Below are 23152 nucleotides of genomic sequence, written 5' to 3' on the forward strand. Positions count from 1 at the left end.
CGTTCGGACCCCTGGGGAATGCCGTTTGATGGGCGTTGCGTTCGAGGTCGGGCTGCTGGTCTGGGGCTTCAAATCGAGTGTCTTTCGTTGGCGGTTGGGGTGGTGGCCTGCGTCGTTGTGGAGGGTTGTGCGTCAGATGCGCGGTTCATGCGGAGGACGGGGGTGGTCTGGAGTGCTTGGCGGTGGTCGCGGGGACGCTTCCGCTTTCTGCGTTGTCTCAGCGTGTCCTGCGGATGGCGTTGGTGGCCGCCGTGGCGATGGCGGCGGGAGCGCTGGAGGGCCGGGGTAGGTGCAGCAGGGTGGTCCCCGGCAAGTGGTGGGACTTGGCGGTGAGGGTGAGTTGGAGTACGGCGCAGCCGGCGGTCGTGAGCTGCTTGACGCGGGTGACGGCTTGAGCGGTTTCGTCGCTGGCGTACCGGGCGTCGGTGACGATCACGAGGAGGCGGCCGGCGCCGGGGCGGCTGAGTTCGAGGCCGTGGTCGAGTGCGTCGATGGCGTCGCCGAGGTTGTGGTGGCCGCCCTTGGCGTCGAACGTCGTCACGCGTTCTGGTGCTCGGTGGGTGGGTCGGGTCAGTGCGGTCAGGTGCCTGTCATAGGCGATGGTGGCGGTAAGGGAGTCGGGGTCGGTGAGGGCTGCTGCGCGTGCCACGATCCAGGCAGCGGACGCGACGGGCGCGCAGGCGGCACGCATGGAGCCGGAGACGTCGACGGCGATACCCACACGCAGCGGTGGGGTGGGGGAGTTGCGGCGGCGGGTGTGGGTGAACGGCTCGGCGGTGGGGACCGACCCGGCCGCGCGCTGAGCGTCGCGGGCGAGGGCCGCGCGCATGTTGAGGCGGCCGGGCGGGGTGGGGCTGGTGGTCCGTTCCTCGGTCCGCTCGCGGTAGGCGGCGGCGCGCAGGGCGCGGCTCAGGCGGGCGGCGGCACTCTGCTCGGCGGCGGTGGGCCTGCGGGTGCCGGTGACCGGGTTGCCGTAGGGCGCCGGTGTGCCGTCGGGGGTGACGGTGGTGCCACGGGCGTTGAAGACCGACTTGGCGGTGGCGGCTGCTTTGCGTCGCCGGCCGGCCCGCTGGGCGCGGTCCTGAGCCTGCGCCGTGGACTGCGCGGCCATGGCATTGGCCGCTGCGGCCTGTGCCGCGAGGTCGGCGGCGTCGGTGGCTGCCGTGCTGTCCATGACGACCCCCACGGCGCCGGACAGCAGATCGGTGAGGTTCTCCGGCACGGGCAGGGCGGGGGCCGCGGTGTCCAGAGCGTCGCACCATTGTTGAGCGTGCGCGAGCATGGTCGTGGCGTCGTGGTCGGCGCACTGATGGGCTGCGGTCCAGATGCGGGTGAGGGCGGCCAGCAGGTTGGCGCCCAGCACCTTCTCGCACAGATCGGCGACGGCCCGGGTCTCGCCGACGTCCAGGATGCCGACGTCACGGCGGCCGAGGACCAGGGCAGCCACGCCGGCGGCGTGCTCGATGCCCTGGAGGGTGGGATGCGCGATGTCGGGCATGGCCAGGGTTCGGGCACTGGTGCGCAGGTACGTGCGGTCCGTGGGCCGCCGGTTCAGGTGTGCGCCTTCGACACGGCTCTCCTCCAGCAGGAGCGCGGCCTCGACGACACGAGGGTCCGCTCCGGCAGGCGGTGTCCAGACGGAGTGGGCCGCGTGCGCGGCCTCGTGGACGAACACTCCCCAGGCGGCGGGATACCGCTCCTCGTCGCCCACGATCCGCGGATGGATCTCGTGGGGCTGGAGCGGGGCGAACAGGCCGGCGTCGAACTCGACCTCGCCCAGAGTGGGGAAGAACGCGGCCGGTGCGCCGCTGCGCGTGCCGGGGCGGCAGGTGACGAGGAGGTCCTGGCGGCCGGAGAGGTCGACCAGCCGGTCGCCGAGTTCGGCTCCCACGCGCAGCCACGCGTGAGGGGAGGACCGGGGCTGCGCGGGCGGGGCGCCGTCGTCGACCCAGCGCGCGAGGTCGGCGTCGTCGTCCCGGGCGGTGGCGGGGGACTGGACGTGGTGGTGGGCGCTCATCGCGAGCGGCCCCGGTGCGCGGAGCCGATGCCCGGGGGCTGCCGGACGGCCGAGGCGGAGAGCTGCTTGCCGAGAGTGAGGGGAGCGACCTCCTTGACACCGGCAGCCTTGATGACGGCAGCGGCGACGGCGTCGCGATCCTCCACAGGAGCGATGCCGACCAGGTTCGCGAGCGCGGCCCTGGTGCCGAGGACGGCCTCGGTCTTCTGGTAGCTGAGCAGTTCCCGCAGTTGGGGGGCCCAGCCCAGCTCGCCGAGTTCGACCTGGCGGGCGAGGTGTCGGGCGACCCGGACCACCCGGGCATCGATCCTCAAGGCCAGGGCGAGGTCGTAGTCCGTGCCGATCTGGATCTGTACGCTGAACCGGCTCGCGAGCGCCTCCGTCAACACCGCGCCGTGGACGCCGGGATTGTGGCCCGCCACCACGTAGAAGCCCGGCTCGGCCTTGATGGTCTCGCCCTTGTGGGCCTTGACCTGGATCTGCCTGCGCCCGTCCATCGCGGGATACAGCGCCGCCAGGACCTTCGGTGAGATCAGGGTGGCGTCGTCGATCAGCAGGGCGCGGCCCTCGGTCATCGCGGTGACCAGCGGACCGTACTGGAAGACGTAGGCTCCCGCGTCGTCCTGTGTGTACTCGCCGATCAAGTCGCCGACCGTGGTGTCGCCGTCACCGGCGACGGTGAGCAGGTCCTCGAACGCCGCCTCGACCAGACTCGTCTTGCCGGTGCCCGGAGGGCCGTAGAGCAGCACCGGCACGTCGGCGTCGCGCAGGCGATTCAACGCCTCGACGTCGGGCAGATCGGCCAGCTCCCGGGGGTGGTAGACCTGGCCCCCCGCGCGGCGGATCGGGCCGGTCTGCCTGGGCGGCGTGGGCGCTGCGGGAATGGTCGTGCGGGCCGTGGCCGCCTGGGCGCGGGGAGAGTGGGTGCCCGGTGGGCTGATCACAGCGGTCTGCGCGGCTGCGGCGGTTTTCGCGTTCGCGCGGAACTCCGGTTGTCCGGTTCCGCCTTGGTCGGCCTCGCCGCGTCGCACCAGGGTGAGGGCGGCGTTGCGGACGGCGCCGTGGGAGTGGCCCAGCTGCCTGGCCATGTCCCCGATGGTGAGCGTGTCCGCCGGCCGGTCGGCCAGCAGTCGGGCCACCTTGGCCCGTAGTTCGCCCCCCTTGGTGCGCGCTGGACTGGTAGGCGTTCCGGGTGTGGTCACAACGAGGGTCCTTCAACAGGTGCGGGTGCGGGCGGGGTTGGCGATGCGCTGGAGAGGCTGGCCGCTCTCGGAGCGGATCACGGACTGTGCCGACATCGGCGACCGGGCCGACCGGGGCGTACCGTCGGCGCTCACCGGCCGACCGAGGGCTCGGTCCAGGTGCACGGGACGGCCGGCAACGAGCAGCTCGCCGGCTGCCGAGCAGGCCCGTGCGTCCGCTCCGTACCGGGTTCCGTCGCTCGGCAGGCGCAGCCTGGCGTCTCTTCGAAGCCGTCCTGGAGCAGGATCCGCCGGGCGGCGGCGTTGTAGCCGGTGGTGGTGATCTCGCCGGTGGTGGTGTGCCGGATCGTCATGAACGGCTCTGCTGGTGCTTCGGGCAAGGCGGATCTCCTATCGGTGGTGGCGGGAAAGCGGTGGGGTGTCGGGCGAAGGCGAGGCGGGCCCGGAGCTTCCAGCACATCAACGGTGCGTGGCGGGACCACGAACGATGGGCAATGACTGCCGACATGCTCCAGGGCGGGCCTCACCGCCCCGCAGCTACCTGACTCGCCTCTCCGCACGTTCCGATAGCCGGGTGTACCAACAACTCCCATGTACAAGATCTCCTTGTGTCGGGGTGCGGCGTGGGGCGCCGGTGGGTTCAGCGGGTGTGCGCGGGGCGCGGGTGGTGCTGGGTGAACTGCCGGGCGGCGCGGTCGAGTAGGTCTATGTGGCGTTGCGAGCACCGGGAGGCTTCGGTGGCCAGCGTGCTGTCGATGCGGGGGTCGAGGGTGCTGACGGCGTCCAGCCCGGCGGCGCGGGCGACAGCCAAGCGCAGCTCGGCGTCTACCCAGGCCCGTTGATCGGCCGAGGGGACCGGGGTGTTGTCGTCGCCGGGGCCGGCGAGGCGGGCCAGGTATTCGCTGGCGCCGCCGAGGATCTCGGGCAGCGGGATCTCGTCGGAGGCCATCCAGCGTCCGTGCTCCAGCAGCGTGACGATGGCACAGCGCAACACGGTCATCTCATCGTGGTGCGGCGAGGTGCAGATCTGGCAGCTCCAGTTGTGACAGTCCCACGAGGACGAGGACGGATCGGGGTCGGGCAAGGCAGAAGGGCCTTTCAGAGCGGGGCGGATGAGGAGCGGGGTGGTCGTGACGTCCCCGGGGCGTCAGCGGCTCTGCCGGCGTACGCCGGCAGGCGGTGTGGGCTGGGCGGTCATCGCGGGGCTCGCGCGGCGTGCCGACGGCGGGGCGGATGCGGCGGGGGGTGCGGGGCGCAGGTCCGGGTCGAGGTCGACCGCGTAGCGGGCAGCGAGGAGCATGTCCGCTGCCCAGCTGGCGTGTTCGTTTTCCCAGGCGCGGCCGAGGTCGAAGGGCAGTCGGACCCATTGCCCGCGCAGCGTCGGGTACGTCAGGAACCCCGCGCGGGCCAGGATGTTCGCTGCGAACGCGTCGTACCGTCCTTCGACTTCGACCTCGCCGCCTTCGCCGCGGGTGATGCGGATCGGATCGCTGGTCATGCTCACCGGCCCCGTCCCTGCCCGGAAGCCGGGGCGCCGCCGACGGCGGGCAGCGTCGCCGGTGCGGAGGCGGCCAGGGCGCTGATGCGGGAGGGGCGTACGGCGGCGGCCTGCGCGATACGAGAACGCCGTACGGCCAGGTCGTTGCTGGTCGTCGGCCGGGGAGGAGCCGATGCGCGGGCGGGATCGAGAGTGCTGTCGGCCTGCACTCGGTAGCCGAGGCTGCGCAGGTCGTGAACGGCTTGGAGAGTGCGGCGCAGCCAGTCGCGTTCCGGCTCGGTGAGCCGGTACAGGCCCGGCGAAAAGGGAACGGGCTCGAATTGCTCGCGGACGAGGAACCAATCGGCCAGATGGGAGGTGAAGCTTGCGTCGGCGGTGGCGACGAAGCCGTGTTCGGGGTGGGTGCGGAAGTGGAAGTGGTGGGACAGAGAGGAATCCTTTCTGCTGATCAGCGGCGTGGGCCTGGCGGACGGGAAGGGCTTGGCACGGCGAGCTGGGCGGAAGGAGCGGGCCCGTTTCCGGGCGGCTGGGCGGGGCTGCCGGGCACAGCGGAACGGGCGATGCGCACGAACGCGTCGCGCGCGCCGAGCCAGGTCTCGATGGCCGGCACCGCCTGCAGCCCGAGCTGCGTGCGAACCTCGGCCGGGGGCCGCAGACGCCACGGCTGGGCTGAGCCGGGGTGACGACGGTGCCGCCAGGCGTCGAGCGCGGCCTGGCTGCCAGCGAGTGTCTCGCTCAGCTGGGCCACGATGTCGGCGTCCGCGGAACGTTCCGAAACCGCGGCAGCGCACTGCTGGAGAAGGCCGGGTGCGTGAGTGAGGACGGGGTGGAAGGCCCGCCAAGCGCGCACGGTGAAGGCCCTGTTCGCTGTCGCCACCTCATCCCCGTTGAGGAGGGTGCCGTCGCTGGAGCGGCCGGATTCCCAGATCGCTGTCACGGCGTCGTACTCGGCACGGAGTTCGTCGAGTGCGGTGACCACGGCGTCCAGACGCCGTGCGTGCAGGGCCTGGTGGTAGGCGGGCAGGAACGTGTCCGTGATGGCCTTGGCCGCCTGGCCGGGCCGGCTGGGGAGGGCGATGCCAGTCGGCGCGTAGGGGTTGTCGTAGCTGTTGTCGAACTCCTGGTGGGAGGCGAGCGCCCCGACCAGATAGCCGAGTCGGGGATCCTCGCCCCGGTGGGCGAGCAGCAGTTCGACTCCGGTGTCGCTGGTGAGCTTCGCTGCGTACGGCACCCGCTGGTCCTCCACCGTCCGGACGAGTTCACCGCGGTCCCACAGCCAGGGCAGCAGGTCTCCCTGCCAGACGGGGTGGCTGTAGATCTCGACCTGGGCAGTCCACGTCCCGGGCAGCAGTTCGGCGATCCGGTCGGCGACGTCGCCGAGGAACGGGCGCTGGCTGACGGCCACGGTGGTGCGGTGGCGGTGGGCGAGAGACAGCAGCTTCACTGCGGCTGTCCGGATGTCCGGGCCGGGCGTGCTGTAGGCGCCGTCGTTGCGTTTGGTGAATCCGGCCTGTTCCAGGGCGGTGTGGGCCCACTTGTACTGCTCGCCGTGGGCGACGGCGACCAGGCCGACGGTGCGGCTGTAGGCGAGCGTGATCGCGGCAGGAGGGTTCGCAGGCAACTCGGGTTCCTTCGGTGGACTTCACGGGCGGGCCCGCTGCCGTGGCTGCGCGACGGCAGTCGGCTGGGTTCGTAGGCCGGTCGTTCGCGGCGTGGAGGGCCCGGGCGGTGTGGTCGTCGCGCGCAGGTCGGCGGCGGTGTTGCGCAGACGGGCGCGGGCCGCGACGTATTTCTCGGCCGTCATGATCCGCAGAACCCCGGGGTCGTTGCGCAGATGCGAGTGGGCGAGGTCCCCCACTGCCTCGCGTTGGAAGCCGGTCGTGGCGAACGTCAGAGCCTCGGAGAGGATGTCCAGCGCCTTCGCGATGCCAGCCGTGGCCCTGGTCAGCCGGACCAGGGCAGCGCGTTCAGGCGGGTGGACCGCGGCCGGTGCGGTGAAACGTTCCTGTGCGCGCTCGGTGGCCTGCTGCAGGTGGTGGGCCAGGACGGCGATGTCGTCGGTGAGCGTGACCAGGTCGACGGCCCCGGGATCAGTGGGGAACTCGGCGGCCAACTCGTCCAGACGCCGGGCCAGGTGATCGAAGGCGGCCTGGGCGATCGAGGAGGACATCAGACCACCCCGGCCCTATCTCTCGGCTGCTGTAGGTTCCGCTTTTCTGTGAGCATCCGCCGTCCAGCCACCTGGGGCGTTGACCGCAGTGAGCATTCTTGGAGGTGGGGCTAGTCGCCGATCATGAGCACTCGCCTCTGCGATCGATGCTTGGGTGGTGGCGGTGAGTAACGGGCATTGCCCTTTGCGGGCAGGCTCGTGGCCGTGAGGGAGGGATTGGGCTGCTCCTTCGAGGGTCGGCTTCGCAGGCCATGCGCGAGCCGGGCCCGCTGAGATTTGCGGCTGGAGGGGAGCTTCAAGTGTCGTGACGATCGCCGGTTGGGCTAACCGGCGATCGTCGGCTATGTTGCGCCGTGACCGCGACCCAGGCTCCTCGGAGGCGGATGTTCGATCCCGCCCGGCAGTCATGAATGGGAGAATCGTTCCATGCCGGATCTCTTGCCTTCGGACGACTCGGACGCCGGGACCTCCGCTCTCGACACCAGCGTCATCCCGCTCGGTGAGCGCGCCCTACGGGGCGTTCTTGGGCACGTAGTCGCTGTCGGCGACGAGGCCGAGGCGACCTACCTCGAGGTCAAGAGCCCACTCGACATGAACAGCAAGGCGACCGCGGCCAAGATCGCAAAGTTCCTCCTGGGCGCAGCGAACCGGCGTCCGGGGGAGGCTGCCCGACACTTCCACGGCTACGCGGTCCTGGTCATCGGCGCACAGACGAACAGTGCTCCCGGAGTACTGCGCGGAACCGAGGCGCACGAGCTTGAGGACCGGCTCCGCCCCTACCTCGGGCCCCAGTTCCCGGCCTTCGAGTTCGGCCGGATCGGCGTCGACTCCGACCACGAGGTCCTGTTCATCATCGCCCAGCCGCCGGAGGACGGCCAGACGATCTTCCCGTGTCACAAGAGCTATCAGAGTGACGACCGCCGCGACAGTCTCGAGGACGGCGCGATCTACGTTCGAGGCACCAGCAACACGCGGCCCGCACGTTCCGGAGAAGTCCTCGCCCTCGTCGAGCGCGTCCGCCGGGGCGGGAGGTCACCGATTGACCTTGAGGTGCAACTGCTCGGCCCGATCTGCAGGGTCGACGGCGTGGACGAGGTCCTGGAGAGCCTGCGCCGCTACGAAGAGGAGCAGTTCAGCAAGCAGCCGACACCGGCTGCAGACACTCTCGCCTCGACGCCGTTCGTATTGCCGTCGAGCGTCTTCGGTAACCCGAAGCCGCTGTCGACGGAGGACCGAGAGCAGGCGCTCGCCGCATGGCAGAGCAAGAAGGCCGAGCACATCGCCAAGGGTCGGGAGCACCTCCTAGGCGCCGGGATGCCGGGTGCCGGCGTCCAGGTGGTCAGTCGCGATCGTTTCGTGTCCAAGCCGCACCTGATTCTGACGTTCCATAACTGCGAGGTGTTGGATTACCTCGACCCGGACGACGCAGACTTCGAGAAGGCCGTCGAACCAGTGCTGGGGCCGCACGAGCCGTTCCTGCCGAGCTTCGACCACTCGACTATCCGACCCCTCCCGCGGGGCTATCCCGTGACCTGGAGCACCCACGGCGAGGACGCCGAAGTTGTGCTCACTCCGGAGTCGTTCCGTCCGAACGTACTTTGGACGAGCGACCAAGACGACTACGTCATCATCGCGAAGGATCCTGATGCCAGTTCGGTGGAGGTCTCGTGGGAACTTACCGAGGACGGCAACGACGCGGTGACCAGTGGGGAGCTCCGGGTGCCCACCGAGCCCCTCGTCGACGCGGCCGACCTGTTCAAGTCGGTCTTCCTCAGCACGGACGAAGACCTCTGATAATGATCTTGTGGTGGGTCGTGGTGACCGGACGGATGTGGCGTGGGAACGCGTAGCGCCCCTGCTGCCAGGTGTTGCTGGTCGTAGGCGGCCGTGGCGTGATCATCGGCAGGTGATCAACGGGGTGTTGTGGCGTTAGCGGACGGGTGCTCCGTGGCGTGAACTGCCGGAACGCTATGGGCCGTGGCAGACGGCCTACGAGCGGTTCGCCCGCTGGGAGGCGGACGGAACCTGGGCCTGTCTGCTGGAACAGGCCCAGGTCCGGGACGACTCCGTCGGGGCCGTGGAGTGGACCGTGTTGGTCGACTTCACGATCAGCCGGGCCCATCAGCACGCCGCCGGCGCCCGTAAAAGGGTGCGGAGGCGGGGGGAGAGAGCTGGAAGATCCGGCACGCGCGGCGGCTCGCAAGGCGCTGGGGCGCTCGCGCGGCGGACTGACGACCGACAACTGACCGCTACTAAACGTTACCTCTGCTCATGATCACGCGGGAATGCTCGATCGGTGCTCATGATCACGCGGAAGTGCTCGCGAAACTGCGGAACCTACAGCTGCTGGGACGAGAGAGCGGACCGCAGGGCGCGTCCGTAGCACCATGCGTGCCGTCGAGCACTGGCCTCCAGTACGTCGTAGGAGTCCTGGCGGGTCATCTGGCCCGCGTGTTTGCGGTAGCGGTATACCGGGACGGGCAGCAGGATGCCCGGCGCGAGGCTGGTGACGCCGATCGCGGCCATGTAGTCCTCGCCCTGGACGAGCCCGCCCATCGGGGCGGCGCGCACGAGGTCGGTGCGGGCGAGGATCGTGGTCGGCCCGATCGGGATGGTGTCCGCAGGGTTCTTCCAGTATGTCCAGACGTCGCCGGCCGCGTGCCGTCCGGGCGGCGTGGGGCAGCGCCACAGGGAGATCGTGCCGTCGGGGCGGAGGTCCTGGCTGTATCCGGCGCACCAGCCCACCCCCGCCGTCTCCAGCACACGCAGTCGCACGGCCATCGCGTGGTCGGGGAACGTATCGTCGTCGTCCGCCCAGTTGACGTAGTCGGTGCGCACCTCGTTCAGCGCGAGGTTGCGGGCGCACGCCGCCCCCACCGGGCGGGGCAGCGGCAGGACGCGGACACGGACATCGTCGGCGAGCGGGGCCGGCAGCCGGGCGGGGTCGGCGCCGTCGAGCGCGATGACCGCCTCCCAGGGCACCTCTTGGCGAGTGAGGCTTTCGTACAGGGCCGTCAGGTGGCCGAGCCGGTCGGGCCGCAACTGGGTGGCGATGACGACCGTGATCTTGGCGGTTTGGGGGTGCAGGAGGTTCTCCGCGGCAGAAGGGCGTGAAGGGTCAGCGGCGCGGTGCGGTCCGCGCCGTCGGAGCGGGGGCGGAAGCCGGTGTCGGCGTGCTGGGGGCGGTGGTCCGGGGCGGCAGGGTGGCGGGGATCGGGTGGCCGGGGCGCCAGCGGTAGGTGCCGTTGCTGAACCGGGCGCGTGGGTCGGTGTCCCAGGCCACGACGGGGCCGCGGTCTTCCGCGTCGAGCGGGATGACTTCGATGCCGCCGCGATGCAGGACGTATCCCCAGTCCAGGCCACCATGGGATGTCTCGGTGACGGTCCACTGCTCGGGCTCGGCCGCTCCAACGTTGATCACGCGGACGTTGTCGAGCTTCCTGCTGGGGTGTTCGTCGCCGCCGACGAGTTCGGCGCGCACGGGTTCGGGGGCGCCGTCGAGGAGGTCGGTGCCCAGCTGGGACCAGCCCTCGGGCGCTTCGTCGATCAGGTGCCGGCACAGGGCGTCGAGGTCACCGGCGAAGCGGTACTGGTGGGCGCCGAGCAGCAAAGGGAGGTGGTGGCTGGGGTAGCCGTCCCAGTGGACGTACACGCCGGCATACCCGGTGTCGGTGGGGCGGGCGATGAAGGATCGGGTGGCCAGAAGTTCTCCAAGGTCGTTCGGACGGTGGGTAGTTGACGCCCCGATCAGGGGCGGCGGCGCACGGGATGGGTCGAGCCGCTGTCGGCGGCTCGGCGGTGCTGCTCGATGACGGTGGGCGCCGGGGCAGCTCCCTGGCCGGGCGGAGTGTCGGTGAGCCGGCCGGTGACGGCGGCCAGTGCACGCTTCAGGCTGCGCAGCGCGGCGTCGTGGCCGAGCGTGATGTCCAGCTGGCTCTCGGCCGGGGTGGCGGTGCCGGGGCGGGGCGCGAGCCGGTGAATGTCGGCGAGGCCGGTCACGGCCGTACTCAAGTGTGCGGCCGTCCGGTTGGTGTGTTCGAGCGCGGTGGCCAGCTGGACGAGGTAGGCGCGTCCCGTGTCGGTGGTGGCGAGGGGGCTGTCGGCCGACCGGAGTATCTCGCCTATGAGGCCGGAGGCGACGTTGTACACGGAGACGAGCTGATGGAGCAGGGGCGCGAGGGCCGACTGCGGGCTGCCGGTCTGCGGTGAGGTCAGGCCGGTGGCGGTCTGCTGGATGCGGCGCTGCCAGGTGGCGAGCTGGGTGCGGATGTCGGCGTCGTCGGTGGTGCTCATCGGCGGCGCCCCTGGCGCGGGTTGCCCGGTGGAAGGGGTGGGTGGGAGCGCGGGCCGTCCAAGGAGTGCATGGTGATGTGGAAGTCACGGCGCCGCAGGCGCTGCAGGCTCTTGACCAGCTGGTGTCTGGTCTGCTCGGGGGTGAGGGCGTCCGGCAGGTGGCATTCGCCGGTGGCGGGGTCGAGGAGAAAGCCGCCGTGCGCGAGGAGTTCGATGAAGGCGCTGATGTAGCCGGTGCGGATCCGCGGACGCTGCCGGTCGTCGAGGGTGACGTGGACCTGGAAGGGGCCGGGACTGCTGCGCCGGATCGGGGTCGACGAGGCGAAGCGGTAGTCGCCCAGCAGCCGGCGGTGCACCCGGGCCGCGGCCCGGACGGGATCGGCGGGCACGGCGATGCCGCGCGGGGCCCTGAGGCCCTGGACGTGCTGATGGCTGGTGTTGGCGGGCAGCATCGGCAGCACCAGGAATTGGTCCGGGCGGTGGGGACGGGGCATGACGTACAGCTGCAGGCCCCAGTGGTTCGTCAGCACACTCCGCTGGACGGCGTCCGTCTGGAAAGCGGCGCACGGCAGGGGGCCGCTGTCCCAGATCCGGTTGCTGGCCGGGTCATCGGCGATGGGCACCGCGGTGGCGGCAGGCCGCCAGCCGGGCAGGCGCTCGGCGAGCCCGTGGGTGAATTCGGTTACGTGCAAGGGCGGTTCGGTTCCTTGTGCGGGCGGGTCGCGTGAGGGGCGGCGGTTACGAGGAGGTGGTCATGCCGTGGGCGTCAGTGCGGCGGCAGGTATAGCCGAGCAGCGTCGACTTGGCGGGCGTGGTGGGGACGGTGGCGACGTCGGAGCAGGTGAACGTGTACGTGAAGGACGGGGAGTTGGTGGTGCCGAGCCAGGCGCGGTCGTCCTTGTCCGGAATGATCTTCAGTCCGGCGGCGACGGTGTCGCGCTGGGTGTGGGTGTGCGCGAAGACGACGAGGGCGCTGCCGGTGGTGGTCTTGAGCGCGTAGCTGTCGGTGAACTCCGGGCCGGCGGCGGAGAACACGGTGGTGCCCCGGGTGCCGAACTTGCGGGTCGTCTTGTCGTGCACCGTGATCTGCCGGGCCGACGCCTTGGCCGTGGCGAACACCTTCTTGCCGCTCAGGTCGCCGCCGGTGGCGAAGTTGTCGCCGACCGCGGAACGCAGGACATCGACCGGGGCGGCGACGTTCTTGGCGGAGGTGGCGTCGAGGGCGGTGGCGTAGCCGTCCGCGTCGAGGGCAATCTTCGGGAGCTGCTTCTTGTCGTCGAGGTCGACGGCGGCGACCACCTCCCACCGCTTCGTCGTCGCCTGCTCGGCCATGACGAGGAGACGCGGGTACTTGTCGGTCTTGCCGCTGTAGGTGACGGCGGCGAACCACTTCTGCTGGCCGGCGGTGAAGCGGGGGATGTAGACGGTGGTGGAGGCGAGGTTGTACGACCACGGCTTGTACGTTTCGCGGTCGGCCTTGGGCAGGCCCTCGTCCTGCTCGTAGTCGGCGATGGACATCGCGTACAGCGGGCCGTCCTCGATGGTGTCGAGCAGGCGGCGGTTGTGGGTGGCGTTCGCCTCATTGTTGATCTTGGAGTAGTGGGCGATCTGGGCGAGGGCGGCCTTCTTCGTCAGCGCCGGTTCGGCGGTCGGCGCGGGTGAAGCGGTGCGGTCGGCCTTGGCCTTGGTGGTGTCGGTGCTGCCCGGGGTGGTGCAGGCGGACGCGGTGAGTGTGGCCGTCACGACGGCGGTGAACAGGAGGGCGGTACGACGGGTGGAGGCGTGCAGCGGAATGAGGATGCTCCGGGGAAGTGGGGCTAGCGGGTACGGGAGGTGGCGGCGGAGGCCGCGGGCGCGGGGTACGGCGGGGCCGCGTGCGGTGCCGTCCGGGTGTCCGCCGCCGTCCGCAGGTCCTTCGCGGCGCGGGCGAGGAGCATACGAACCTCGCGCATACAGTTCGTAAGTCCCTGGTGCACGGCGGCGGTTGACCGGGCGTGGGCCGGGCTCGGGGGTTGGTGGGCGAGGTCGGCGAGGTGGCCGAGGTGGTGGACGGCGTGGCCGAGGGCGGCGAGCGCGGCGCCGGTGGGCTCGGCGGCGGAGGCGAGCGCGAGCGCGGTGCGACGGCCGGTGACCGTGAGTCGGCTGGGGTAGTTGGCGGCGGCCCGGTGAAGGCGCGCGTGCTCTCCGGCCAGGTAGCCCAGCAGGCCGGCCAGGTGGCGGATTTCATCGTCCAGGATCTCGCTCACTCCGGGATCCAGGCGGATCTGGTCGGGCAGCGGAAGGCGGTCGGCCACACTTCCCAGACGGTCGGCCAGGCTGTGCAGCAACGCCTGCTGGTCGAGATCGGAAGGGTCAGGACCGGACAGCGACAACTCCGGGATGGCAATAGGGGAAGGGGCTACCGTCGCGCCGAGGGCGGCGGCTTCGTGGGCACAGGCGGTACGCCCGGCCCGGTTGCGGGTGGGCGGGGCGGCTGGGCGGGGACGGCCGGCGCGGCGTGGCGGAAGTTGACGCCGATGCCCTGGGCGGTGAGCAGCCGGACGGCGGTCTGGAGCAGATGGGCGCGCACCATGTCGGGGTAGGAGGCGGGCAGCACGAACGCGAACTGGTCCAGGTTGTAGGAGAAGTGGCAGCCGAACAGCACCAGACGGGCATCCTTGGGCACGCTGTCGTACGGTGCGCCCACCACGCCGTCGGGGTACCAGACCAGCGTGACGCTCTGGGCGACCTCCGGCGCGGGCCGGCGGTACGGAGGCTCGGGCCGGGCACGAGCGTCCTCGCGTACGGCATCCAGGGCTGCGCGGTAGCGGGGCAGCAGGCGGCGCGCGATCGCGGAGGCGGCACGGACCGGATCGTCGGTGACGCTGATGTCCATCACCCGGTTGTCCACCACGCTGAAGTTGTGCGGCTTGACGCCATCCGGTTTCAGCGGTGCCACCAGGAACCGGTGCGGCTTGTGCGGCCGGTCGATGACCAACAGCCGTGCGTCACCGGGGCCGTGGAGCACCGCACCCTGATGAAGGTCGTAGTCGTACAGCGCCGCGTGGGCGAAGCCGTGCTCCCAGAGCCGGTCGGCGGCCGGCCCCTGGTCCTCGAAGGCGGGATAGGTCTCGTCCTCGCTGCGCCATGGACCCGGCAGGTGCTGGGCGAGGGCGGTGGCGAAGGCGGACAGGTCGGCGGCGGACGTTATGGGCTCCTTAGGCGTGGTCAGCGGGTACGCCCACGGGCCGGTGCGGACGGCGGGGACGGGACGGCCGGTGGGTGGGGCGTGCTATGGGCTGTGCTGTAGTGATCGGCCACGGCTGCCTGCTGGTTCTGGCGCGGAGGGTGGGCCAGGGCCTGCATCCGGTCGACGACGACGTGCAGATCCTCGCCGAGCGCGCGCACGGTGGCCGCGGCGTCCTGGAGGTCGTCGTGCAGATCGAACCCGTCGTCGTGTTCGGACTCCTTGGCCTTCTCGGCCGCTGCCTCGAAGAACTCGGCGAGGCGTTCTAGGAGCCCGTCGGTCGGTTCCAGGACCTGGTCGGCGAGGCGGGCGGCTTCGTCGTACGACGTGGCGGCGTTGAGCCGATCCGTCAGGTCCAGGACGTGGCGGCCGAGTATGTACCGGCCCGCCGGATCGGTGGGTGTGCTGGGCAGGGTCATCGGCGGTGTTTCGGTGTCGTGGTGGTCGGAGGAGGCCGTATTTGGCCGGAGGTGCTGGGCGGGGCGGACGTTCATGCCGAAGCCGTGACCGGCGAGATCGCGGGCGGCGGCCTGGATCCGCGCGAGGCCCTCATCGACTCCGTCAAGGGTGGCCGGCAGGAGGAGGGTGTTGTCGCGCGGGCAGTCCTGGAAGCCGTAGCCGTACAAGGCGTTGCGGACCTCTGCGGGCAGGCCGTCGTCCGGGGTGGTGAAGGTTCCGTCCGGGTGCCAGGTGACCTTCACGGTGCCCATGACCTGCTGGGGGTGCACAGCGGCGCACGGGGCTGGGCAGCGGGCGGGCGTTGTTCCGCACGGCAGCCAGCGCGTGCTGATACCGAGGCAGGAGCCGGCGTACGACAGCGGCGGCGGCCCGGACCGGGTCGTCGGGGACGGCAATGCCGTTCGGCTCACGCACCACCGAGACCTGGTCGGGAGTGAAGCCCTCGGGCTCCAGCGGGGCCACCACGAACTGGCGGCGGTAGCGGGGCCGGTCGGCGACGTAGAGCTGCTGTCCGTGGGGCCCGTTCAGGACGGCATCGTGGCCGAGGACCTGCTGGCTGACGATGTGGTCCACATGGCCGAGGCCCCAGAGCCGCTCCACGGCGGGGAACTGGTCCTTGTAGGCGGCGTGGCGGTGATACTCGCTCGTCCACGTACCAGGCAGACGGTCGGCGAGAGACGCGGCGAAGACGGACAGGAAGGTGGTGCGGGGCGTGGGCATGGGTTCCTGAGGTACTGCGGCGGGTGGTGGACCCGTCGCCGGTCAGTGCCGTGGTCCTCCGAACCCGGGCTGAGAGCCGGGCGGGGCCGGGGGCGTGCCGGGGGAGACACGGTTCTGCTTCGTGAGCGCGTCGGGATCCGGGGGCGGGTCGTAGTGCGCGTGGAGGATCTTCAGGTCTGCTTCGGCCGCCATGGCCAGTGCTGAAGCGATGCTGCTTGCGGCGCTGCGGAGCAGCCAGGGTGGTGACTCGGGTTCGGCTCCGCGGTTTTGGCCCTTCCACGTGGCTGTGGCGGCCAGGTGCTCGATGACCTCGTTCAGGAACGGCGTGACGGCGTCCAGCAGGGCGTTGAGGGCGGTGCTGAACTCGGCGGGAGTCTCGGCCGCGTCCAACGCCGTGGTGTAAGGGCTCAGGTCCGGGGCGGGGAAGGGCTCGGGCGGCAGGGTGTGCCGAGTGTGGAAGGCTTCGGCGTCGCGATCGGCCCAGCGGTACAGGTCGTCCCTGGTGGCGGAGCGGGTGTGGTGGGCGTGGATCTGGTCGGCGGTGCGGCCGACGTTGTCGTACAACTCGAAGTCGGGGTGCTGCAGGGGTACTCCAGGTCAGGTGTGTGTGTCAGCGGTGCCGTCGGGCCCTGTGCGCTGACGGGTGAGGGCTGATGGGCGTGGCGGAGGCAGGTACTGTCCGCGCGGCAAGACGGCGGATCCCGTCGTCGACAGCTGCATCGAGTGTTTCGGTGACCGGCAGGCCCGCGGCATGGAGCCGTCCGGCTGCTTCGAGGCCGCCGGAGTGCAGGACGGCTTGAGCGCCGACGGCTTGCGCGGCACGTCCGTCGTCGACGGTGTCGCCGATGAGGAGGACGGGGTGGGGGCGGAGGTGGGAAGGGAGGGTCTTGAGGTGGTCGGCGAGCACGTTTGCCTTGGTCCCGTCCGAGCCGCGGCGTCCGTCGATCTGGTCGAAGAAGCCGGCGATTCCCAGCCGTTGGACTTCACCGCGCAAGAGGTCTTCGGGATACAGGGAGAGGAGGGACTGGCTGTGTCCGAGGCATCGCACACGGGCCAGGACCTGCTCGGCTCCCGTACGGAGTCGCGGTGGCCGGGAGCGCAGGAAGTTCGCGAAATCCACCTGAGCCTGGGCCCATTCGCTGTCGGTGAGGGGCCGGTTCACCAGCCGGGTGTAGAAGCGGCGAATGGGCAGGACATGCTGTGCCTGGTAGGTGGCGAGGTCGATGGGGGCGGCTTGCAGCCTTTCGAGCGTGTGGTTCACGGCATCGAGCAGGTCAGCCCGGTCGTCCTTGAGAGTGCCGTTCCAGTCCCAGACGATGTGGATGGGCATAGCGGTAATGGCTCCAGCGGGTCACAGGGGCTTGCGGAGGTGCATGCGGGCGTCGGTGTCGAAAAGTGCCAGCTCGTGGGGGTGGAGTTGATGTTGGACGATGAAAGATCGTCCGGCGACCCGCCAGAGCCCGCGTCCGCGGTTGAGATGGGCGATGGCCTCGGTCTCCACGGCGGTCAGGCCCAGCAGGGAAGCCGCGGCGTGGAGTTGGTCGGTTTCCTGGCGGTAGATGATGCGGGTGGAGCAGTCGGCGAGGAGGCCCTCGGCCAGCGCGCGGCCCCTCGATCCGGCGTCGCCGGCGGTGAGCAGGTCGGACAGGCGGTGGATCACCATCAGGTTGGCGATGCCGAGGCCGCGGGAGAGTTTCCACTGGGACTGCATGCGCTGGAGGAGTCCGGGGTGGCGCATGAGGCGCCAGGCTTCGTCGTAGACGATCCAGCGCCGTCCGCCGTGCGGATCGGAGAGCGCGGATTCCATCCAGGCACTCGCGCAGGTCATGGCGAGGACGAGGGCAACGTCGTCGCCGGAGCCGCCGAGGTGGGACAGGTCGATGGTGAGCATCGGCGCGTTGGGGTCGAAGGCGACGGTGGAGGGGGCGTCGAACATCCCGGCGAGATCGCCGTGGACCAGTCTCCGCATGGCGTGGGCGAGGTCGCGGGAGGCGTCGCCGAGGTGGCCGGACATCGTGCCGCCGGCGGTGTCGAGTTCGGCCGGGTTGTTGAGGGTGGCGGCGATGTCGCCGAGCAGCGGGGTGCGTCCGGTCGCGGCTGCGCGGGTGACCACGGTGTCCAGGGCCACGTCGAGGCCGGTGTGTTCCATCGGCATCAGGTCGCGTCCGAGGACGGTGCGGGCCAGGGAGCCGAGCAGCAGCAGGCGGCGCTTGCGGATCTCACCGGCCCAGTCGGCTTCGGAGACGCTGTTGGGGCGGGGTGCGGCATCCAGCGGGTTCAGCTTGCCCGGCAGGCCGGGGCCGAGGGCGACGGAGGTGCCGCCGAGTGCGGCGGCGACGGGGGTCCACTCGCCTTTCGGGTCGCACGGGACGTAGATGCGGTATCCGAAGGCGACCGACCGGAGGGCGAAGCTCTTGGCGAGCGCGGACTTGCCCTGACCGATGACACCGGCCAGCAGGAGGTTCGGGTTGGTGAAGCCCTCGACCTTGCCGTATAGGGCGAACGGATCGAAACAGAAGCTCGCTTCGGCGTGGACGTCGCGGCCGATGTAGATGCCCTCGGCGCCGAGCCCGCCTTCGGCGAGAAACGGATATGCGCCGGACGCGGTGGCGGTGGTCATGCGGTGGGAGGGCAGCTTGAGCTTGTTGCCGCGGGCCGAGGCGGGTCCGGTCCGGCCCGCGGGAGGGTAGAGGGCGAGGGGTGTCTGCTGCTCGGCGGTCTCGGTCCCGGCCGGGTGAGAGGCGGCCTCGGCGCGGGCCTTGGCGGCGGCTTCGGAGAGCTGACGGCGAGCGGCCTTGCGGGTGGCCCGGTCGGTGCCGTGCGGGGTGAACAGGGGGGAGGCCGAAGCGCGTCGGGCGCGTCGGGTGGGCCGGTGGGTCATGGCGGAGCGTGCTCGATTCGGCGCGGGGTCTAGAGAGTGCAGTTGGTGGTGTGGCCGTGCAGTGGCGTGGCGAGGTCGGTGGGGGTGGTCTTGCGGCGGATCGCGTGGGAGGCGGCCAGGTGCCGCTGGCAGATGGTCAGCACCAGCGGGCCGTCCGGGAGACGTTCTGGCCGGCACTCTTCGGCTCCGGGGCTTTCGTCGCCGGCGGGCACGGTGTGGAAGGCGTCGTGGACGGCGGCGGTGGCCTGCCACAACCGCAGGTGCGCGGCGGCCAGATGGCGTCCGGCGGCCGGATGTGGGGGCCGGGTGGAGTCGGTCAGCTGGTCGAGCAGTTGGTGGGCTGCGGTGAGGTGGGCGTGCAGCGTGTCCAGGTGCAGGCGGTCGGCCGGTGCGCCGGAGGTGGTGTGGGCGCGGGTGTGGTGGCGTAGACCGGCGGTGGCGGCGCGGAGGTAGGGGTGCGCGTCGGTGGGGCGAGGTGCGTTCAAGGGGGTCCTTGGTGCCGCGGAACGGCGAGGTCAGTGAGGGCGGGAACCGGCCCCGGGCGCTGCGGGGTTCGGTGGCGGCATAGGGGCGGGCACCGTGTGGCAGCTGGAGCGGAGGGTGAGCGGGGGGCCGTCATAGTGCGGTGCGTGCGAGGGGCAGGGCGGCGAGGGTGAATGCCTCGGGCTGCTGGTAGTACAGCCGTCGCAGGTCGACCTGGGCGGTGACCGCGGCGGTTTCGATCTGCGCGCAGGCGGCGTCGAGGGCGGCGTCGGAGTCCGCGCTGACGGTGAGCAGGCCGGTCAGGGCGATGTCGGCGTGTCCGGCGATCAACTGGCGCTCCCGGACCTTGACGTCCGCGTACTCGACCGAGTCGGCTTCGGAATCCACCTGTCCGCGGCGGGCGCGTTCGTTGGCGTCGGCGATGATCGCGGCCTTCTTGCGCTGGACGTCGCGCAGTGCGGACTCGAGCCCCTGCGGCACGTATATAAGGGACAGGCTGCGGCGCACCCCGGCGGTGAACATCAGCCCGTGCAGGAACCCGGAAGTGGTCTCGGTGCGGGGCCAGTTCTCGATCCAGTACGTGGTGTGGCGGGCGCTGTCGGTGCCGAGGCGGTCGTACTCCTCGACCTGGACGACCGGCCCGGCCGCGTGCGGGTCCGCCTCGGCCCGCCCGTTCGGCGACCATTGCTGGAGAGCGGAGAGGGCGTGCGGGTCGTAGGCGGTGCGGATGACCGCGGCGATCTCCCGCGCATTGAGCCAGCCGGTCACCATCAGCCCCGCACTGCGCGCAGCGAGGGCAATGGCCGAGGTGGTCTGCTCCAGCACGGTGAACGCGCCGGGAAGTCCGCCGCCGGCCTGGCTGATGAGGCGCTTGGCGGCCTTGAGGTCCAGGCTGATGGCGAGGTATGCCTCGTGCGGGGCGGCGGCAGGTCCTGCGGAGGCGACCAGCTCGGAGTACACCTGCCCGGCGACGGGGGTGTCGGGCCGGCCGTGCTGGGTCCAGTGGCGGGCGAGGGTGTCGCCGGAGTCGGGGACAGTGCGTTCCAGGACCTGAACGGTGGCGACGTGTCCGGTGCGGGCGATGCCGGCCAGGGCCCTGCCCCAGCTCGCCACGTTCGCGTTCTGCGCGGCCGGATCGAGCAGCGCGAACGCGCGGCTGCTGACCCGGGCGACGGCGGTGAGCCGCTGGTGGTGCGGGTCGTGGACGGCGGCAGCCTGATTGGCGGAGTCGCCGGGTGTGACGACCTTCAACGAGGCAGCCGTGCCGGGCAGGTGCAGCACGCCGTCCTGGCGGGGCCGGGAGGCCGGCCGGGCCAGCCACAGCGTCTGGCCGGTGCGGCGGCGCTGGGCGTAGCGAGCGACGACCGGTGCCCAGTCGATCAGTGACCTGCCGTTGCGGCGGATGGCGACCAGCGCGGTGACGACCGCCCACAGCGGGGTCAGGGCGATTGCGCCGAGCAGTCCGGTCGTGACCACCGTGATGAGCAGCAGAGCCAACGCGGCGGAGACGAGGGTGAGTTGGGGGAGGGAGAGGCCGAGGAGGATGCCGCGCCGGGAGCGGTGCGGGAATTTGACCGTGATCGGGGAGACGGAGAGTTCAGACAAGGGCCGGTTTCCGGTGAGGCGCGGGGCGGAGCCGGGACGGCGCACCCGAACGCGGAGTGCGGGGCGCCGTCCCGGCGTGGGGTTGGGTCAGAGGCCGGTGGGCGGAGGCGGTGGAGTACCGGTCCCGGCCGTACTCGCGGAGTTCGGCCCAGGCGGGGAGCCCTGCGGTGGAGGGGAGGCGGCTGCGGTCGGGGGTGCGGACATGAACCCGCTGCCCTGACCGGTGGATCCGCCACCGGACTGCGGTCCGGGGGTGCCGCCGAGGTGGCCGCTGGTGTCGTCTCGCGGGCTGGTCGGCGGGGGCTGCACAGCCTTCTCCAGACCGCTGGCGGCCCCTGCGCCTGCGGATGACGCGGCGTTCGAACCGCCCGAGTCCGTGCCGGTGTCCAATGTGGGGTTGGCGGCGATGTCGCCGGGGAAACCACCCACGTCCGGACCCTGGGGAGCGGCGCCCGCTCCGGCCGCAGCACCACCGACTCCGGCGGTCGTGACCGCGGCAGCGGCCTTCCGGCCGGCACGTTCGGCGTGCTGGCGGGCGATCTGCGCGCCTGCACCACCAGAACGGTGCAGTGATTCGGCGTCCGAGCCTTCGGAGGCGGCCCAGTGCACGAACTTGAACGTGGCGTAGGGGCAGAGCAAAACGAGCGTCAGGATGACGATGCCGGCCATGACGTCGGCGAGGGCGGCGGTGCCGTCCTTGGCCTCGGTCTTGCCCATGGCCGCGATTCCGAGGACGAAGATCACGGTCATCAGGAGCTTGGAGACGACGAGGGTGGCGGTGGCTTCGATCCAGCCCTTGCGCCAGCGCCGGGCGACCTCCCAGCCGCCGCCGGCTCCGGCGAAGACGGCGAGGGTGACCATGACGAGGATGCCGACCTTGCGGACCATCATCACGCACCAGTAGAGGAAGGCGCCGATCGCGGCGCCGACACCGACGAAGACCGTCACCAGCCAGCCCAGGCCGGACAGGGAGGCGATCTGGCTCACCTTGACGATGCGCCGCACTGCCGTGGCGATGTCCAGGTTGGCGGCTTTGAACAGTCCGTCGGACAGGGCGTCGACCACTTCGATGGCGACGGTGGTGAAGGCGATCGCGGTGAAGGCGAACAGCACGCCGCCGGCGGTGCCCGTGAATGCCTGGATGAGGGCCTGGCCGTCGCGGCGGATCGCCGCTCTGACAAGTTGTGCGCAGAAGGTGGCGACGAGGACGATCAGCCCGATCGGCAGGATCATCTCGTAGTTGTCGCGGAACCACGTCGCGTTCAGGTCGACCTTGGTGGTGGTGTCGACCGCCTCGGCGGCTAGGTCGGCTGCGGCGGCGGCGAGTTCGCCCGCGCTCTTGGCCATCCAGTTGCCGATGGCCTCGCCGGGATTGGAAGCGAAACTGGCTGCGTCTCCGACGGCACAGAGCTTGTCCGCGAGGGGGAGGTCGCAGAAGCCCAAGGGGGTCACCCCTCCTTTCACAGGTGGGTTGGGGGCGTGTCAGGGCACGACGTGGGGGGCGATGGAGACCAGGGAGCAGTCGGCATTGGGGCGGCACTGCACGGCGAGGGTGATCGAGCGGTCCTCGGCGCCGGCTCCGCCCTTCTTCCAGGCGATCTGCTGCTTGCCGGTGACGGTGACGGCGTAGATGTACGCCTCGGTGATCGCCGACGGGTCGTCCGCCAGGGCCTGTTTGAACGCCGAGGGGTAGTGGGCCTCGGACACGGTGGCGGTGGCGTACTGGTCCTGGTCGGCCATCCGCGACCACAGCACCGGATCCGGCACCTGCGCGGTGAGGGAGGACCAGTCGGCGTACTTGGTCTCCGCCGTCAGCCACGCCCTCATGCCGGCGAGTTGCTGGTCACGGCTGGTGGCACGGGTGTCGTACGACCACAGCATCGCCGCCGCGGCCTGGGCGAAGGCCAGCGGGTCGGCCACCGGTGGCGGCTTTGCCACCGAACCGGCCCCGGCAGACGCAGTCGGGCCGGCGGAGGCCGAGGTGCTGCTGCTCGCGTCGTACGGAGTGCTGGTGGTGCTGTCGCTGGTTCCGGTGCGGCCGGTGAACACGGCGACGGTGGCGGCGAGGGCGAGCAGGACGGCGAGGCCGATCGCGATGACCGTGATGCGCTGTCGGGTCGACCAGCCGAGGCCGTAGCCGGACAGGGAGGGGAATCGTTTCGGCATCAGTGGACTTGCGATCCCAGGGCGGAGAAGAACGCCACGACCCCGTTCGCGGCGCCGAGGCCGAGGGCGGCGCCGGCCGAGACGACGGCGCCCTTCTTGCCGTTGGCCTCGGCCTGGTGGCCGCCGGTGTGATGGCCCCAGGCCCACACGCCGAGCGAGACGGCGAGTGCGCCGACCACGGCGACGATGGCGAACAGGTTGATCGAGTTGACGACGTTCTTCAGCACGGCGAGGCCGGGCAGGCCACCGCCCGAGGGCGTGATGCCGGGGTCGTAGGCCAGGTACTGCACGGTGTCGAGCAGGTGCAAAGGGAGGCTCCTTGCGCACGCCGAAGCTGACGCGCGGGAATCAAAGAAGAAGAGAGGAGGAGGGCGAGGCGGCGGCCTCGGGGAGGCGGGCCGACAGCCGTGCGGGGACCGGCCAGGGCAGGTC

The 23152-nt window shown here is 71.0% G+C and carries 26 protein-coding genes and 1 pseudogene; 2 read left to right on the top strand and 25 right to left on the bottom strand.

All coding sequences use genetic code 11. The features are described from left to right. Positions 1 to 217: 217 nt before the first annotated feature. The 8 genes from KVT44_RS31765 to KVT44_RS31800 all read right to left on the bottom strand — a co-directional run bounded on the left by KVT44_RS31765 (position 218) and on the right by KVT44_RS31800 (position 6887). Positions 218 to 2017, bottom strand: coding sequence for a hypothetical protein (locus KVT44_RS31765; RefSeq protein ID WP_217570530.1), 1800 nt, complete (start codon positions 2015 to 2017; stop codon positions 218 to 220). Next, positions 2014 to 3156: an AAA family ATPase gene (locus KVT44_RS31770; protein ID WP_217570785.1), complete on the bottom strand. Its 1143-nt coding sequence runs from the start codon at positions 3154 to 3156 to the stop codon at positions 2014 to 2016. The genes KVT44_RS31765 and KVT44_RS31770 overlap by 4 nt, the downstream gene beginning before the upstream one ends. Positions 3157 to 3350: 194 nt before the next feature. After that, positions 3351 to 3572 carry a hypothetical protein gene (locus tag KVT44_RS31775; protein WP_217570787.1) on the bottom strand — a complete coding sequence of 74 codons (222 nt, stop codon included), beginning with the start codon at positions 3570 to 3572 and terminating at the stop codon, positions 3351 to 3353. Between the two features lie 287 nt (positions 3573 to 3859). Then, positions 3860 to 4219: a hypothetical protein gene (locus KVT44_RS31780; RefSeq protein ID WP_217570532.1), complete on the bottom strand. Its 360-nt coding sequence runs from the start codon at positions 4217 to 4219 to the stop codon at positions 3860 to 3862. A 147-nt stretch (positions 4220 to 4366) separates the two neighbouring features. Then, positions 4367 to 4717, bottom strand: a complete 351-nt coding sequence (locus KVT44_RS31785; protein ID WP_217570789.1) for a hypothetical protein — start codon at positions 4715 to 4717, stop codon at positions 4367 to 4369. A 2-nt stretch (positions 4718 to 4719) separates the two neighbouring features. Beyond that, positions 4720 to 4926 carry a hypothetical protein gene (locus KVT44_RS31790; protein ID WP_217570534.1) on the bottom strand — a complete coding sequence of 69 codons (207 nt, stop codon included), beginning with the start codon at positions 4924 to 4926 and terminating at the stop codon, positions 4720 to 4722. Between the two features lie 239 nt (positions 4927 to 5165). Then, a complete protein-coding gene (locus KVT44_RS31795) occupies positions 5166 to 6338 on the bottom strand; it encodes a hypothetical protein (protein WP_217570536.1) in 1173 nt (390 codons plus the stop codon). Between the two features lie 21 nt (positions 6339 to 6359). Then, a complete protein-coding gene (locus KVT44_RS31800) occupies positions 6360 to 6887 on the bottom strand; it encodes a hypothetical protein (RefSeq protein ID WP_217570538.1) in 528 nt (175 codons plus the stop codon). Between the two features lie 438 nt (positions 6888 to 7325). On the opposite strand from KVT44_RS31800, the gene KVT44_RS31805 reads away from it, so the two are divergent. Further along, positions 7326 to 8681: a hypothetical protein gene (locus KVT44_RS31805; RefSeq protein WP_254650151.1), complete on the top strand. Its 1356-nt coding sequence runs from the start codon at positions 7326 to 7328 to the stop codon at positions 8679 to 8681. Positions 8682 to 8691: 10 nt separating this feature from the next. Beyond that, positions 8692 to 9124, top strand: a pseudogene (locus KVT44_RS31810) (IS5 family transposase); the annotation flags it as partial. Positions 9125 to 9224: 100 nt separating this feature from the next. On the opposite strand, the gene KVT44_RS31815 reads toward KVT44_RS31810, so the two are convergent. The 17 genes from KVT44_RS31815 to KVT44_RS31885 form a co-directional block, all read right to left on the bottom strand. Further along, positions 9225 to 9896: a glycosyltransferase gene (locus KVT44_RS31815; protein WP_254650168.1), complete on the bottom strand. Its 672-nt coding sequence runs from the start codon at positions 9894 to 9896 to the stop codon at positions 9225 to 9227. Positions 9897 to 10005: 109 nt separating this feature from the next. Beyond that, the gene (locus KVT44_RS58495; RefSeq protein WP_308314169.1) at positions 10006 to 10539 is read right to left on the bottom strand and encodes a hypothetical protein; all 534 of its coding nucleotides are present in this window, start codon (positions 10537 to 10539) and stop codon (positions 10006 to 10008) included. A 95-nt stretch (positions 10540 to 10634) separates the two neighbouring features. Then, entirely contained in the window at positions 10635 to 11180 is a 546-nt protein-coding gene (locus KVT44_RS31820) for a hypothetical protein (RefSeq protein WP_217570544.1), read from the bottom strand. Then, the gene (locus KVT44_RS31825; protein ID WP_217570546.1) at positions 11177 to 11872 is read right to left on the bottom strand and encodes a hypothetical protein; all 696 of its coding nucleotides are present in this window, start codon (positions 11870 to 11872) and stop codon (positions 11177 to 11179) included. Before KVT44_RS31825 ends, KVT44_RS31820 begins: the two co-directional genes overlap by 4 nt. 46 nt (positions 11873 to 11918) lie before the next feature. Further along, positions 11919 to 12923 (bottom strand): hypothetical protein, encoded by a 1005-nt coding sequence (locus KVT44_RS31830; RefSeq protein ID WP_308314170.1) that lies wholly within the window; start codon positions 12921 to 12923, stop codon positions 11919 to 11921. Positions 12924 to 12997: 74 nt separating this feature from the next. Continuing rightward, a complete protein-coding gene (locus KVT44_RS31835) occupies positions 12998 to 13552 on the bottom strand; it encodes a hypothetical protein (protein WP_254650152.1) in 555 nt (184 codons plus the stop codon). Positions 13553 to 13578: 26 nt separating this feature from the next. After that, complete coding sequence (locus KVT44_RS31840; protein WP_217570548.1) at positions 13579 to 14187, bottom strand: hypothetical protein; 609 nt, start codon at positions 14185 to 14187, stop codon at positions 13579 to 13581. 200 nt (positions 14188 to 14387) lie between these two features. Further along, a complete protein-coding gene (locus KVT44_RS31845; protein ID WP_254650171.1) occupies positions 14388 to 15056 on the bottom strand; it encodes a hypothetical protein in 669 nt (222 codons plus the stop codon). Then, on the bottom strand, positions 14968 to 15585 hold the full coding sequence (locus tag KVT44_RS58500; protein ID WP_254650153.1) for a hypothetical protein: 618 nt from the start codon (positions 15583 to 15585) through the stop codon (positions 14968 to 14970). Before KVT44_RS58500 ends, KVT44_RS31845 begins: the two co-directional genes overlap by 89 nt. 42 nt (positions 15586 to 15627) lie before the next feature. Beyond that, the gene (locus tag KVT44_RS31850; RefSeq protein WP_217570552.1) at positions 15628 to 16149 is read right to left on the bottom strand and encodes a hypothetical protein; all 522 of its coding nucleotides are present in this window, start codon (positions 16147 to 16149) and stop codon (positions 15628 to 15630) included. Between the two features lie 46 nt (positions 16150 to 16195). Then, a complete protein-coding gene (locus tag KVT44_RS31855) occupies positions 16196 to 16915 on the bottom strand; it encodes an HAD family hydrolase (RefSeq protein ID WP_217570554.1) in 720 nt (239 codons plus the stop codon). Positions 16916 to 16936: 21 nt separating this feature from the next. Continuing rightward, positions 16937 to 18466, bottom strand: coding sequence for a VirB4 family type IV secretion system protein (locus tag KVT44_RS31860; RefSeq protein WP_217570556.1), 1530 nt, complete (start codon positions 18464 to 18466; stop codon positions 16937 to 16939). 29 nt (positions 18467 to 18495) lie between these two features. Continuing rightward, positions 18496 to 18951: a DUF6238 family protein gene (locus tag KVT44_RS31865; protein ID WP_217570558.1), complete on the bottom strand. Its 456-nt coding sequence runs from the start codon at positions 18949 to 18951 to the stop codon at positions 18496 to 18498. Positions 18952 to 19081: 130 nt separating this feature from the next. Continuing rightward, positions 19082 to 20554, bottom strand: coding sequence for an SCO6880 family protein (locus KVT44_RS31870; protein WP_217570560.1), 1473 nt, complete (start codon positions 20552 to 20554; stop codon positions 19082 to 19084). An 87-nt stretch (positions 20555 to 20641) separates the two neighbouring features. Further along, complete coding sequence (locus KVT44_RS31875) at positions 20642 to 21997, bottom strand: ATP-binding protein (protein ID WP_217570795.1); 1356 nt, start codon at positions 21995 to 21997, stop codon at positions 20642 to 20644. 39 nt (positions 21998 to 22036) lie between these two features. Beyond that, complete coding sequence (locus tag KVT44_RS31880; RefSeq protein ID WP_217570562.1) at positions 22037 to 22720, bottom strand: hypothetical protein; 684 nt, start codon at positions 22718 to 22720, stop codon at positions 22037 to 22039. Further along, a complete protein-coding gene (locus KVT44_RS31885) occupies positions 22720 to 23028 on the bottom strand; it encodes a DUF6112 family protein (RefSeq protein ID WP_217570564.1) in 309 nt (102 codons plus the stop codon). Before KVT44_RS31885 ends, KVT44_RS31880 begins: the two co-directional genes overlap by 1 nt. Between the last annotated feature and the right edge of the window lie 124 nt (positions 23029 to 23152).

It is taken from the genome of Streptomyces sp. GbtcB7 (assembly GCF_019091445.1).
Lineage (GTDB): Bacteria > Actinomycetota > Actinomycetes > Streptomycetales > Streptomycetaceae > Streptomyces > Streptomyces mirabilis.

What these genes read in the sequence shown, in the direction of transcription:
- KVT44_RS31765 (WP_217570530.1), bottom strand. Translation starts at nt 2,017, where the DNA reads ATGAGCGCCCACCACCACGTCCAGTCCCCCGCCACCGCCCGGGACGAC.
- KVT44_RS31775 (WP_217570787.1), bottom strand. Translation starts at nt 3,572, where the DNA reads ATGACGATCCGGCACACCACCACCGGCGAGATCACCACCACCGGCTAC.
- KVT44_RS31780 (WP_217570532.1), bottom strand. Translation starts at nt 4,219, where the DNA reads ATGACCGTGTTGCGCTGTGCCATCGTCACGCTGCTGGAGCACGGACGC.
- KVT44_RS31785 (WP_217570789.1), bottom strand. Translation starts at nt 4,717, where the DNA reads ATGACCAGCGATCCGATCCGCATCACCCGCGGCGAAGGCGGCGAGGTC.
- KVT44_RS31800 (WP_217570538.1), bottom strand. Translation starts at nt 6,887, where the DNA reads ATGTCCTCCTCGATCGCCCAGGCCGCCTTCGATCACCTGGCCCGGCGT.
- KVT44_RS31820 (WP_217570544.1), bottom strand. Translation starts at nt 11,180, where the DNA reads ATGAGCACCACCGACGACGCCGACATCCGCACCCAGCTCGCCACCTGG.
- KVT44_RS58500 (WP_254650153.1), bottom strand. Translation starts at nt 15,585, where the DNA reads ATGCCCACGCCCCGCACCACCTTCCTGTCCGTCTTCGCCGCGTCTCTC.
- KVT44_RS31855 (WP_217570554.1), bottom strand. Translation starts at nt 16,915, where the DNA reads ATGCCCATCCACATCGTCTGGGACTGGAACGGCACTCTCAAGGACGAC.
- KVT44_RS31860 (WP_217570556.1), bottom strand. Translation starts at nt 18,466, where the DNA reads ATGACCCACCGGCCCACCCGACGCGCCCGACGCGCTTCGGCCTCCCCC.
- KVT44_RS31880 (WP_217570562.1), bottom strand. Translation starts at nt 22,720, where the DNA reads ATGCCGAAACGATTCCCCTCCCTGTCCGGCTACGGCCTCGGCTGGTCG.